This window comes from Actinomadura sp. 6N118, from assembly GCF_044326415.1.
In the GTDB taxonomy this organism is placed as follows: Bacteria; Actinomycetota; Actinomycetes; order Streptosporangiales; family Streptosporangiaceae; genus Spirillospora.
Window position 1 is genome coordinate 88,325 of sequence record NZ_JBIRAZ010000024.1, and the last position, 12,265, is coordinate 100,589.

Annotated in this window: 13 protein-coding genes; 6 read left to right on the plus strand and 7 right to left on the minus strand. The window is 69.0% G+C overall.

Going from position 1 to position 12,265, the window contains the following annotated elements; translation table 11 throughout:
• Window positions 1–16: 16 nt before the first annotated feature.
• From ACH34W_RS44010 to ACH34W_RS44020, 3 genes are all read right to left on the minus strand, one after another.
• Window positions 17–1,417, minus strand: a complete 1,401-nt coding sequence (locus ACH34W_RS44010; protein ID WP_395967180.1) for an ABC transporter substrate-binding protein — start codon at window positions 1,415–1,417, stop codon at window positions 17–19.
• Window positions 1,418–1,553: 136 nt separating this feature from the next.
• Window positions 1,554–2,342, minus strand: coding sequence for an ABC transporter ATP-binding protein (locus ACH34W_RS44015; RefSeq protein WP_395967268.1), 789 nt, complete (start codon window positions 2,340–2,342; stop codon window positions 1,554–1,556).
• A gap of 22 nt (window positions 2,343–2,364) precedes the next feature.
• Window positions 2,365–3,339, minus strand: a complete 975-nt coding sequence (locus tag ACH34W_RS44020) for an ABC transporter permease (protein ID WP_395967181.1) — start codon at window positions 3,337–3,339, stop codon at window positions 2,365–2,367.
• 152 nt (window positions 3,340–3,491) lie between these two features.
• On the opposite strand from ACH34W_RS44020, the gene ACH34W_RS44025 reads away from it, so the two are divergent.
• Window positions 3,492–5,075 carry a bifunctional phosphatase PAP2/diacylglycerol kinase family protein gene (locus ACH34W_RS44025; RefSeq protein ID WP_395967182.1) on the plus strand — a complete coding sequence of 528 codons (1,584 nt, stop codon included), beginning with the start codon at window positions 3,492–3,494 and terminating at the stop codon, window positions 5,073–5,075.
• Between the two features lie 11 nt (window positions 5,076–5,086).
• Here ACH34W_RS44025 and ACH34W_RS44030 read toward each other — a convergent pair whose 3' ends face one another.
• A complete protein-coding gene (locus ACH34W_RS44030) occupies window positions 5,087–6,274 on the minus strand; it encodes a cytochrome P450 (protein ID WP_395967183.1) in 1,188 nt (395 codons plus the stop codon).
• Window positions 6,271–6,714, minus strand: coding sequence for a 2,4'-dihydroxyacetophenone dioxygenase family protein (locus ACH34W_RS44035; RefSeq protein WP_395967184.1), 444 nt, complete (start codon window positions 6,712–6,714; stop codon window positions 6,271–6,273). Before ACH34W_RS44035 ends, ACH34W_RS44030 begins: the two co-directional genes overlap by 4 nt.
• 126 nt (window positions 6,715–6,840) lie before the next feature.
• On the opposite strand from ACH34W_RS44035, the gene ACH34W_RS44040 reads away from it, so the two are divergent.
• Window positions 6,841–7,062 (plus strand): DUF6158 family protein, encoded by a 222-nt coding sequence (locus ACH34W_RS44040; protein WP_344547725.1) that lies wholly within the window; start codon window positions 6,841–6,843, stop codon window positions 7,060–7,062.
• Here the strand turns inward: ACH34W_RS44040 and ACH34W_RS44045 are convergent.
• A complete protein-coding gene (locus ACH34W_RS44045; protein WP_395967185.1) occupies window positions 7,059–7,631 on the minus strand; it encodes a TetR/AcrR family transcriptional regulator in 573 nt (190 codons plus the stop codon). The genes ACH34W_RS44040 and ACH34W_RS44045 overlap by 4 nt on opposite strands.
• Before the next feature lie 47 nt (window positions 7,632–7,678).
• Window positions 7,679–7,936, minus strand: a complete 258-nt coding sequence (locus tag ACH34W_RS44050; protein ID WP_395967186.1) for a hypothetical protein — start codon at window positions 7,934–7,936, stop codon at window positions 7,679–7,681.
• 146 nt (window positions 7,937–8,082) lie between these two features.
• On the opposite strand from ACH34W_RS44050, the gene ACH34W_RS44055 reads away from it, so the two are divergent.
• The 4 genes from ACH34W_RS44055 to ACH34W_RS44070 are packed head-to-tail and all read left to right on the plus strand — an operon-like array spanning window position 8,083 to window position 12,221.
• Window positions 8,083–8,865: an acetoacetate decarboxylase family protein gene (locus tag ACH34W_RS44055; protein ID WP_395967187.1), complete on the plus strand. Its 783-nt coding sequence runs from the start codon at window positions 8,083–8,085 to the stop codon at window positions 8,863–8,865.
• Window positions 8,858–9,703, plus strand: coding sequence for an SDR family NAD(P)-dependent oxidoreductase (locus ACH34W_RS44060; protein ID WP_395967188.1), 846 nt, complete (start codon window positions 8,858–8,860; stop codon window positions 9,701–9,703). Before ACH34W_RS44055 ends, ACH34W_RS44060 begins: the two co-directional genes overlap by 8 nt.
• A gap of 14 nt (window positions 9,704–9,717) precedes the next feature.
• The gene (locus ACH34W_RS44065; RefSeq protein ID WP_395967189.1) at window positions 9,718–11,013 is read left to right on the plus strand and encodes an amidohydrolase family protein; all 1,296 of its coding nucleotides are present in this window, start codon (window positions 9,718–9,720) and stop codon (window positions 11,011–11,013) included.
• Complete coding sequence (locus tag ACH34W_RS44070; RefSeq protein ID WP_395967190.1) at window positions 11,010–12,221, plus strand: amidohydrolase family protein; 1,212 nt, start codon at window positions 11,010–11,012, stop codon at window positions 12,219–12,221. Before ACH34W_RS44065 ends, ACH34W_RS44070 begins: the two co-directional genes overlap by 4 nt.
• Window positions 12,222–12,265 lie beyond the last annotated feature (44 nt).

The following is a 12,265-nucleotide window of genomic DNA, read 5'->3' on the forward strand; positions in this document are numbered from 1 at the left end:
GGCGTTCATGGATCGATCAGCCACCCACCAGGCCTCGCGCGCGCCAGTTCTTGAAGATCGAGTTGATCTGCTTGTCCGCCTCCGCGACCGCCTGCTTGGCGCTGACCTGGCCGCGCGCCGCGCGCCCGAACATCGTCGGCAGGACGTTGGTGTTGAAGATCTCGCCGATCGCCGGATTGGAGGGCCCGGGGTAGCCGATGTTGGCGCTCCACGACGTGGCGGTCTTGAGCAGCGCGAGTTTGTTGGCGGGCTTGGCGCCGAACGGGTCCTTGTCCAGCCAGCCGTTCAGCTGCGGCACGAGCGACGGCCACCCGGGCAGGTCGTAGAGCTCGGAGTTGTAGGTGACCGCCGGGAAGTTGGCGGTGTAGTGCAGCAGGAACTCCTTGGCGGCGTCCGCGTTCTTGGCGTGCTTGGGGATGACCCACTGCTGGATGACGTGCTGGGCCGCCATCGCCGCCCGGGGGCCGCGCAGCGCCGGCACGAAGAAGATGTCGTCGCCGATCTTGGGGTTGGTGCCCATCGCGGTGCGCCAGGCCGAGATCGAGTTGAGGATGTAGGAGGACTTGCCCGCGATCAGCGCCTGGTTGTTGGACGCGGGCACCCAGGAGAAGACCTCGTTGGTCTCGGCCTGCTTCCACAGCCGGGTCATGAAGTCGACGGCCGCCACCGTGGCATCGGAGTTGATCACGACCTTCTCGTTGGGGTCCTGCTCGGACGCCCCGTACGACCAGAGGAGCGCCCGCGCCGCCATGTTGGAGTCGGTCTCCGGCGACAGCCCGATACCGCACGGCACGCCCGTCGTCCGCTTGATCTCGGACGCGCCCCGCAACAGTTCGTCCCAGCTGCCGGGCCCGTTGGGCAGGCCGACCTTCTCCCACATCGACTTGCGGTAGTCGCCCGGGTCCGGCGACCAGCCCGGGCAATAGCAGTAGAACCGCTTGGTGTTGGGGTTGAAACTCGACTTGCGGCACAGCTCCAGCTGCGGCCCCCACCGCCGCGTGGCCTCCTGCACCAGGTCGGTCATGTCCAGCACGGACGGCTCGTACTGCGAGAACGGCGCGATGTGCTGGATGACGTCGTGGCCCTGCTTGGCCTGGATCTCCGACGCCGCCCGGCGCGGCACGTCCACCGTGTTGATGTGGTCGACCCGGACGGTCACGCCGACCCGCTTGCCCCACTCGGCCACGAACTTGTCGAACCACTTGTCGTGCCGGGGCACGAAGTGGCTCCACATCAGGATGCTCAGCGAGCCACTGAGCTTCCGTGTGGGCGCGGTGAAGACCTCCTTGGGCGCCTGTCCGGGATCCTTGGCCTGGGGTCCGCTGCTCTCGCTCGCGCAGCCCGCCGCAATGCCCGCGGCTCCCACGGCCACTGCCGTCGATTGAAGGAAGCCGCGTCTGCTCAGCTGCTCGGCCATGGCGGAGTCTCCCTCGCCGCTGAAGGTCTTCCTTCGAAGTTAGATCGGCAAGGGGCCTCTCATCCAGAGGCGAATAGGTAACTCTATGTAACTGTAGTCACTCGCACCGCAACAGTCACAGTAGTCTCGAAAGTGACTACTTTCCGGTGGCGTCGGTGTAGGCCTTGAGGACTTCCGTGGGGTCGCCGTCCATCTTGATCCGGCCCTCGTCGAGCCAGATGACCCGGTTACAGGTCTCCTCGATGACGTCCAGGTTGTGCGCGACCAGGAAGACCGCGCCCGCGTCCTTGCGCAGCTCGTCGATCTTGGCCTTGCTGCGCCGCTTGAACTTGGCGTCACCGGTGGCGAGGGCCTCGTCGATGAGCATCACGTCGTGCGTGCGGGCCGCGGCGATCGCGAACCGGAGCCGGGCGCCCATGCCGGAGGAGTAGGTCGACATCGGGTAGTCGATGAAGCCGGGCTTGAGATCGGCGAACTTCACGATCTCGTCGTACTTCTCCTTGGTCTCCTCGGGCGTGAGGCCCATGGCCAGGCAGCCCAGCACGATGTTGCGGGAGCCGGTCAGGTCCTTCATCAGCGCCGCGTTGACACCCAGCAACGACGGCTGGCCGTCGGTGTAGACGCCGCCCTTGGCCGGGGGCAGCAGGCCCGCGATGGCCTTCAGCAGGGTGGACTTGCCGGAGCCGTTGGTGCCGACGACACCGATCGCGTCGCCCCGGTAGGCGATGAACGAGACGCCGCGGACGGCGTGGATCTCCTTCATCTGGGGGCGGTTTTGGCGCTTGACGACCCGCATCAGCGCGGTCGCCGCGTTGCCGCGGCCACCGCCCGAGCCATAGACCCGGTAGATGATGTGCAGGTCGTCCACGACGACGATCGGCTCCCGGTTGGGGTCGATCGCGACCGCGGGCTGCGCGTCGGACACCGGAGACTTCTCCTTGAGCGCTCTAGCCACGCCCGTACCTCTCCTCCGCACGGTGGAAGTACCAGAATCCCCCGACCAGCGCGATCACAGCCCAGGCGATCGCGTACCACCACAGATGGCTGTCGGTCCAGTGCCACTTGGGGAGGTCCTTGTTGCGATAGGACTCGATCAGCGAGGTGCGAGCGAGTTCCACATAGACCGACCCGGGATTGGCCTTCAGCAGCTCGGTCAGCCACGGGTGGTCCTTGAGCCGGTCCTGGGCGATCTGCGGAATCGCGAAGATGACGCCGGAAGCGTAGAGCCAGGTGCGCAGGATGAACGGCAGCAACTGCTGGATGTCGGGGGTGAACGCGCCGATCCGCGCCAGCACCAGGCTGAGCCCCATGTTGAAGCACAGCTGGAGCAGCAGTGTCGGCACGATCAGGAGCATGTAGAGCGACGGCACCTCACCCCAGGCGAACACCACCGCGAACAGCACCACCATGGAGATCAGCAGCTGCTGGAGCTCCACGATCACATGCGCGAACGGCAGCGAGGCGCGCGGGAAGTGCAGCGCCCTGATCAGCGACAGGTTGCCACTGATCGACTTGGCGCCCGCCGTCACCGACCGCTGGGTGAAGGTGAAGATGAAGACACCCGTCACCAGGAACGGGATGAAGTCGGTGACGTCCCGTCCTGTCTGCAGGAGCACACCGAAGATCAGGAAGTAGACCGCGACGTTCAACAGCGGCGTCAGTACCTGCCAGAGCTGCCCCAGCCGGGAGCTGGTGTACATCGACGAGGTCTTGGCGGAGGCGAAGTTCCAGATGAACGTTCGCCGTTGCCAGACCTGCTGGACGTAGGTGCTCAGCGGGGGGCGCGCTGCGCTCTGCTTCAGCCCATGCCGTGCGGCGAATCCGGCCAGCGACTCGCTGCTCTGCCCGTTCATTCGAGGAGACTCCGAGATCGTGCCGACCGGCTCGCCACCCGAGGAGCTGAGCCGTTCCGGGTGACTCATGCCGGGAAGCCTATTGCAGTCCACGTTGTGTGAGGGACGTTCGCCCACATGTGACCCCCGCATTGTGATCTTTGGGGAATCATGTCCTGTTCCTTGGGGATACCCCCGTCATGCATGCCTATGACGGGAGACGAGCGCGGTGGTCACCGATTGTGATCGTGGAGCCGCCGGGGGTTGATCATGGCAGCCGGGTGCTCCGGCGGCTGGGCAAGATCGACCGGCAGGCCTTCGACAGCGTCGCGGCCGCTCATCTGCCGGGGCTGGAGTACGTCCTGCCCCGGTTGTCGCGTGCCGCCGATCATGGTGTGCTGTGGTTCACCATGGCCGGTGTGATGGCCGTGTCCCGGCGTGCCCGGCTGCGGCGGGCGGCGCTGCGCGGCGCCATCGGGATCGCTGTGGCGAGCCCCGCCGTCAACATCATCGGCAAGCAGGCGTTCCGCCGGAAACGCCCGATCGTGGACCTGGTCCCGCCGATCCGGATCCGCTGGAAGCTGCCCACGTCACACGCCTTCCCCTCGGGGCATTCCGCCTCGGCCGCCGCGTTCGCCGCCGGGGTGGCCATGGAGGCGCCGCGCGCGGTCGCCGTCCCGGTGGCGGCCACCGCGGCCGCGGTGGCCTTCTCCCGGATCTACACGGGGGCGCACTATCCCGGCGATGTGATGGCCGGGGTGGGGATCGGCGTGCTGGCGGGCGTGGGCACCCGCCTGGCCTGGCCGGCCCGCCCGCCGGTCGCACAGGTCTCGCGGCGCACGACCAGGTCCGTGCAGGTCAGCGAGGACGGGGAGGGGCTCGTCGTGGTGGTCAACGGCAAGGCCGGTGGCACGGAGCCGGCCTCGAAGGGCAGTCAGGCGAAGAGCACCGACCGCGAGGTTCCGCCGGGACGAGGGCTCGTCACAGGCCGGACCGATCTCGACGTGGCGGTGTTGTCGCGGGAGTTCCCTGCGGCGGAGGTCATCCGGGCCGGACAGGACGAGGACCTGGAAAAACTGCTCGACGAGTTGGCCAAACGGGCCACCGTGCTGGGCGTCGTCGGCGGGGACGGGACCGTCAACGCGGGGGCCCGGGCGGCCCTGAAGCACGACGTGCCCCTGCTGCCGATCCCCGCTGGCACGTTCGACCACTTCGCCCGCGCGCTCGGCATCGAGACGCCCATGGACGCGGTCGCCGCGTACCGGGAGGGATGTGTTGCCCGGGTCGATGTGGGATCCATCACGTCGCGGGAGGGCGGGGACGGCCTGATCTTCCTGAACACGGCGAGTTTCGGGGCGTACACCGAGCTGATCCTGCGGCGGCGCCGACTGGAGGCGCGGCTCGGCAAGTGGCCCGCGCTCGCGGTGGCGGCCGTCCGTACGCTCCGGCACTCCACGCCGATCGAGATCGTGGTCGACGGCCGGAAACGCCGAGTGTGGATGGCGTTCGTTGGCAACGGGACATACGGCTCGCGCGGCGCGGCGCCGACCTGGCGAAACCGGCTGGACGACGGGCGGCTCGACATCCGGATGATCACCACGGGCAAACGGGTGCCCCGGGTACGGGCGCTCGCCGCCGTCCTGCTCGGCCACCTGCACATCACCCCGGGCTACCGGTCCTGGCACGGCGATTCGCTCGAGCTGATCGCTACGGAGGGTGACCTCCGGCTGGCCCACGACGGTGAGCTGTCGACGGTCCGGAGCGTGGTGAGATTCGCGAAGGAGGCCGGTGCGCTGTCGGTCCTCTGCCCTCGGACACCGAGCTGAGAATTCCCCTCTTATTCACCCCCGCGTCGAAAGGAGATCGGGCAACGGCGGAGGCCGGCGACCACGGAGGAGCCGTTGTACGTGGCGCCGCCCGCCGGCTCGATCCGGTCGTACCGCTCCAGGAGGGCCTCCAGCACCAGCCGGATCTCCATCCGGGCCAGCGCCGCGCCCAGGCAGAAGTGCGGGCCGAACCCAAAGGCGAGGCTCGGCGCCGGAGGCCGCCGGGCGATGTCGAAACGGCCGGCGTCCGGGCCGAACGCCGCCGGATCGCGGTTGGCTGCCCCGTACAGGAGCATGACCTTGTCGCCTTCGGCGATCTCTGACCCGCCCAGCGTGACCGGGCGGGTCGCCGTACGGAGGAAATAGACGACGGGTGAGGTCCACCGCAGGATCTCCTCGACCGCGGTCGGCAGCAGCTCGTCGCGCCGGGCCTTCAGCGCCGTCCACTGGTCCGGCCGTTCGGCGAACGCCAGGAGCCCGCCGGAGAGCGAGTGCCGCGTCGTCTCGTTCCCCGCCACCAGGAGCTGGATGAGGAACATGACCAGCTCCAGATCGGTGAGCTTGTCGCCGTCGAGCTCCAGGGTGGCGAGCTGGGAGATGACATCGTCGCGCGGGGATGCCCGCCGTGCGTGTGCCTCGCCGATCAGATAGGTGCCGCACTCGATCCGCAGGGCGCCCCGCTCCTCCTCGGTCAGGTCGGGGTTCGCGCCCGGGACGATGGCCTCGGACCAGGAGTGGAAACGTTCCCAATCCGCCTCCGGGATGCCCAGCAGCAGGCAGATCACCTGCAACGGCAGCGGCACGGCGAGCCCGTCGACCACGTCGAAGCGCCCGTCCCCTGGCACCGCGTCCAGCAGGGCCGTGATCCGGTCCCGGACGGCCCCCTCCAGCCGCCGCAGCACCGAGGGCCGGAACGCGGGGGCCACCAGGCCGCGGTAACGGGTGTGGTCCGGCGGGTCCGTATGCATGATCGTCGGCGGTGCGTCGTACGAGTGCCCGATCTCGGAGATGAGGATGCCGTCCCGGGACCGGTACGTCGCGGGGTCGGTGACCGCCTCCATCACCTCGGCATGAGTGCCGACGACCCACAGCGGCAGCTCCGGATGCCGCACGGGCGACCCGTGCCCGTGGAGCTGCTCGTAGAGCCCGACCGGGTGCCCCTCCCCGAACGATCCGTCCGGGAAGTCCTTCGGGATCACGGGAGGATGCCCTCGGGACGCGGGATCCCCGCGGCGTCGCACATCGCGAGGTAGGCGTTCAGCGTCGACTCGCCGTCCACGACGCCGCTGATGTTGCCGTCCGCGTCGTACTCGATGAACGCGCCCTCGATGATGAAGAGGATGTCGCTGTCCTCTTCGATCATCAGCGTGTGGACCGATCCCGGCGGCTCGTGGATGAACGTCCCCGCCACATAGTCGATCCCGTACTCGGCGTACTTCCACCGTCCCGAGAACGTGTAGGCGTGCACGCTGCCCGTGTGCTTGTGCGTGGGCAGCTGGAACGGCGCCTTGAACCGGTTGCGCACCACCCAGGTGTCGGGCGACACCCGCAAGACCTGCAGGCCCACCGGCCCGGCGTTCACCCACGGAAGATCGTCAGCATGCACGAACCCGACCAGCGGGCCGATCGTCTCAGTCATGATCAAACGCTAGGTAGGTGGGAGTCCGGGCGCAAGGGTTGTGCGCTTTCGTCCCGGTTCGTCGACGTTCAGATCGGGTAAGGCACCGTTCGGCGATACGGGGGCAGCCGATTCGGAAGGGTGAACATGTCCACGGGAGTCGATCCGAGCGCACTGAGTGACGAGGATCTACTGCGGGAGCTGGGAAGCCTGTACGACACCAGGCTCGACGCCTTGCGGCACGCCGCCGTCCAGGCGTTCGGCGAACACACCAAACGCATGAACATGCTCGAAGCGGAGTACGTCCGCCGCCGCCCGGCCCGGGAGATCGACCCCGGCCGCCTGCGCGCCGGCGCCCGCGCCCGCTAACGCAACAGCCCGTCCACCAACGCGCGAAGAGAGAGCTCGAACAGCCGGTCCTGATCGACCGGCTGTCCGAGTTCGTGCGCAAGGGAGGGCTCAATGCCGATCTCGTCGGCGTCCCGCCACAGCTCGGCCGTGGTCGGGTGCTGCTCCGGCCCGCGCCTGACCGCGCGCTCCAGCAGCACGTACCCCACCACGTGGTGGAGCACGGCACGCACCACGACGGCGCCCCGGCGCCCGTCCAGCCCGGCGGCGCCCACCTCCCGGGCGAGCGCACGTTCGGCTGGCAACATCATCAAGGCCGTCCGGCCATGCTCGTACACGAGCGCGATCACATGCGGATGGTCATGGATCATCCGGCGCAGCGCCTTGCCCACCGCGATGATCCGCTGCCGGGGGCTCCGGCCGGCCGGAGCGACATCGCCGAGCTCGGCCAGCACCCGGTCCACCAACTGCGCGATCAGGGCCTCCCGGTTGCCGACGTGCCAGTAGATGGCTGTCACCGCCACGCCCAGCTCCGCCGCGAGCCGCCGCATCGAGAGCCCTTCCAGACCCTGCTCCTCAACAAGCCGCATGGCGGCATCGAGCACCGACTCCCGACTGACCCGTGGCGCGTTCATCCCTAGTGGTCGACAGACCGCTCGTGCTCGGCGACGATCGCCAGGACGTCCGCCGGAACGTCGGTGAACGTGTAGACGAGCTCCATCGCTGCCGGATCGAGATCGGCCATGTACGGCATGATGCGCCAGGCCTCGTCCATCAGCTCGGCGACCGTCGCCCCGATGCAGCTGCCTGGATGGCTCGTCGGCAGCCCCAGCCACCAGCCGGCCTCGCGGGTGACAACGATCTCGACGGGATCTCGCCCCTGCTCATCTGCCATTCCAGAGCAATAACACACTCCGTCCGGCCTGGTTGGGCTGAGACCGGAAGGGGCGGGCGTGGCCGGATGCGGTCGGGAGGGGTTGGCGGGGGCTGGGGTCTCTGTAACGGTGTTACAGGGACCTCGTCGAGAGGGGTGCGACTCCAATGGCCCGTGTCCGTTATGGTCCGCGTACGGCTGAGGAGCTTCGGGCTGCGCGGGAGGCTCGTGCTCGGATACCCGACATCTGGTCCACCGGGATCATCGCCCTGTGGGAGAGCGATCCCGACGCCGTCGCCCAGGTGTTGCCGCCGCCGCTCAAGCCCGCGGGGCGGCCGCTCGTGCGGGCCACGATCAGCCGCGTGGACCTGCCAGGCGGCCATGTGCTGGGTGCTGGATCGGTTGCCGTGCGGGCCGTGCATGACGGGCAAGAGGGCGACTATCCGCTCGTCATGCCGATGACGACCGAGCGGGCGCTGATTGGCGGGCGGGAGGTCTTCGGGGAGCCCAAGAAGCTCGGCGAGGTGGTGGTACGGAGGTCCGGCGACCGCGTGAGCGCCGGGTTGACGCGGCATGGTGTGTCGTTCGTGCTGGTGAGCGGTGAGGTGACGGAGGAACTGCCGCTGCCTGGCGAGCACGAGAACCTGGACTTCTACTTCAAGTTCCTGCCCGCGCCTGATGGGAGCGGGCTGGACGGAGACGCGGCTCTTGTCCACTGCACGCGACGGGGGAGGACGCGGTCGCTGCATCGGGTGGAAGGCGAGGTCGTTCTCAACGAATCGCCGTACGACCCGGTGGCGGACTTGCCGGTGCGACGGCTTGTGGGAATCACGCTCGGGGAGCGGACCTCCGTGCAGGAGGGGCGGATCGTCGAGCGGGTGGCGGCGGAGGTCGTGCTGCCGTTCGTGCACCAGCGGTACGACGATCCGATGCAGGTCCTCGATGCTTGAGCTGCGGGGGAAGGTCGCCGTGGTCACCGGGGGCGCAGGCGGCATCGGGCTGGCGATGGGACGGGCGTTCGCCGCCGAGGGCATGCGGGTGGTGCTTGCGGACGTGGAGGAGCCCGCGTTGTCCAAGGCGGCCGCGGAGCTTGGAGCGCTCGGCGTGGTGGCCGATGTGACGTCAGAGGCGTCCATGCAGGCGCTTGCCCAGCGGGCGTACGACGCGTACGGCGCCGTCCATGTGCTGTGCAACAACGCGGGTGTCGGGCCCGCCGCCGCACCGCCGATCTGGGAGCAGGAGATTGGCGACTGGCAGTGGGGGCTCGACGTCAACGTGGTGGGCATCCTTCACGGGCTGCGGGCGTTCCTGCCACGGATGATCGCGGCGGGGGAGCCCGGGCATGTCGTCAACACGGCCTCGGGGAACGGGGGCGTGGCGCCGATCCCGTCGGCGGCTGTCTACGCGGTGACCAAGGCCGCCGTGGTGACGCTGTCCGAATGCCTCTACGGGCAGCTCGGCGGGACCGCGATCGGAGTCTCCGTTCTCTTCCCGGGTCCGCACATGTTGCGTACGGGGATCTTCACCGCCGAACGCAACCGGCCTGAGCGGTACGCGCGCACGACGGCGGGCCCCGCCGCGCGGACCGCTGACGAGGTCGCCGAGGCGATGCGCGCGCACGGCCTGGAGCCAGAGTTCACGCCGGTCGAAGAGGTCGCGGATCAGGTGGTCGAAGGAGTGCGGGCGGGCCGCTTCTGGATCCTGCCGCCGAGTGAACGCACCGACACCATGATCCGCGCCCGCGCCGAGTCGATGTGCGCTCGATCCGCGCCTACTTACCTCCGCTGAACGAGGAGAGCGGCATGACGAATGACCCTTATCTGATTATTTCGGCGGACACGCATGCCGGGCTGCCGACCGAGCAGTACCGCCCGTATCTGGACCCCGCGCAGCACGAGGCTTTCGACGTGTTCCTCGCCCAGCAGACGGCCATCGCCGACGCGCGCAAGCAGCTGGGCTTGCAGAACGAGGAGTTCGCGGGCGCTTGGTTCGAGGAGCATGAGGAAGAACTACGTGCCGGCTGGGACGCGGCCCGGCGCGATGGCGAGCTCGACAAGGACGGTGTGGTCGGCGAGGTCATCTTCCCGGACGCCGATGCCGTGGCGGGCAGCACCGCCGCCCCGTTCGGGGCCGGGCTGGGGATGGTCGGCGCGGACTACGAACCGGAGCTGGCGCTCGCCGGGGCGCGGGCGCACAACCGCTGGCTCGCTGGGCTGTGCCAGGACTCCCCGGCACGGCGGCGGGGCGTCATCGTCGCGCCGGTCGTGGGGGACGTGCCAGGTGCCGTGACGGAGATCCGGCGGGCGCATGCGGACGGGCTGCGCGGCGGCATCATGATCCCGTCGATGTGGGGGGAGGGGGAGAAGCCGTACCACGACCAGGCGTACGACCCGGTGTGGGCGGTGTGCGAGGAACTCGGCCTGCCCGTTCACACGCACGTCGGAGCCGCGCCGCGGCACGAGCTCGGCACCCACCTCGGGCTGTACGTGACGGAGGTGGTGTGGTGGTCCGCCCGGCCACTGTGGTTCCTCATCTGGACGGGCGTCTTCGAGCGCTTTCCCGGGCTGCGCTTCGGGGTCACCGAGGCCGGCGCCTGGTGGGCGGGCAACCTGCTGTGGCAGATGGACGTCGCGTACGACCGCGAGCACGGCACCCAGAAGCTCGCCTCGTTCGGCGAGCACATGAAGCGCAGGCCGTCGGAGTACTTCGACGCGCACTGCTTCATCGGCATGTCGACACCGAAGCGCCGCGAGCTGTCGCAACGGTACGAGATCGGCGTCGGCAACCTCCTGTGGGGCAACGACTTCCCCCATCCCGAGGGCACCTGGCCGCACACCCGCGACTGGCTGGCCCACGCGTTCGCCGACATCCCGGGCGATGAGACCCGTGCGATGCTGGGGCTGACCGCAGCGCAGACCTACGGCTTCGACACCGCCGAACTCAGGCCGCTCGCCGACCGGATCGGCCCGACCCCGCAGGACCTCGGCCAGGACAAGGCCGACACCTCGATCTGGAACGCCGCCCGCGAGACCGGTCGTCACTGGCTGACCGGCCCCGATGTCCCGGCCGTCGTCGGAGCCGCCAGGAGGGCTCGATGAACCAGCTTGTCATTTCCGCTGACTCGCACGCGGGCGCCGACCTGCTCGACTACCGGCCGTACCTGGAGTCGCGGCTGCACGACGAGTTCGACGCCTGGGCCAAGGGCTACGTGAACCCCTTCGCCGACCTGCAGGCACCCGAGGCCACCCGCAACTGGGACTCCGACCGGCGGCTGCGCGAACTGGAAGAGGACGGCATCGTCGCCGAAGTGCTCTTCCCCAACACGATCGCGCCGTTCTTCCCCATGGCCAACCTCACCGCACCGCACCCGGCCCCGGGAGAGTACGAGCGGCTCGCGGCGGGCCTCCGGGCGCACAACCGGTGGATGGCCGACTTCTGCGCACAGGCACCCGGGCGCCGCGCCGGGGTCGCGCAGATCATGCTGAACGACGTGGACGACGCGGTGGAGGAGATCCGGTGGGCGCACGCTGCCGGGCTGACCGGCGGCGTGCTCGTCCCCGGCGTTCCCCCCGGCGCATCCGTACCGCCGCTCCACTCGGAGGTATACGACCCGATCTGGCGGACGTGCGCCGAGCTCGGGATGCCCGTCAACCACCACGGCGGCACGGGCGCGCCCGGCCTGGAGCCCAACCCGGTCTCGCTCGCCGTCTTCATCGTCGAGGTCAGCTGGTACGCGCATCGTGCGCTCTGGCATCTCATCTTCGGCGGGGTCTTCGAACGCCACCCGGATCTGGTGTTCGTGCTGACCGAACAGGGGTCCGACTGGATCCCCGGGGTGCTGAAGACGCTCGACTACTACTACTCGCGTTTCCGTTCCGGCGACGCGACGGCGGAGGCGAAGTTCGGCGGCCCGGCGGCCTCGCGGCTCTCGCTCAAGCCGAGCGAGTACTTCGCGCGCAACTGCTACGTCGGCGCGACGTTCATGAAGCCGTCGGAGACCCCGCTGCGGCACGAGATCGGCGTCGAACGGCTCATGTGGGGCAGCGACTTCCCGCATGACGAAGGCACATTCCCGTACAGCCGCGAAGCCCTACGCCGGACGTTCCACAACGTGCCGGCCGAGGAGAAGCTCGCCATTCTCGCCGGCAACGCGGCGCGGGTGTACGGCTTCGACCTCGACGCGCTGCGTCCCCACGCCGATCGTGTCGGCCCGTCCGTAGAGGAGCTTGCCCAGCCGCTGACCGAGCTGCCCGAGGGCGCCACCAGCCCGGTCTTCAACCCGGAGACGATCATTCGTGCCTGGTAAAGCTTCACTAGATAGATCGCGCGTCGGTGCCGCCGCTCCCGCGG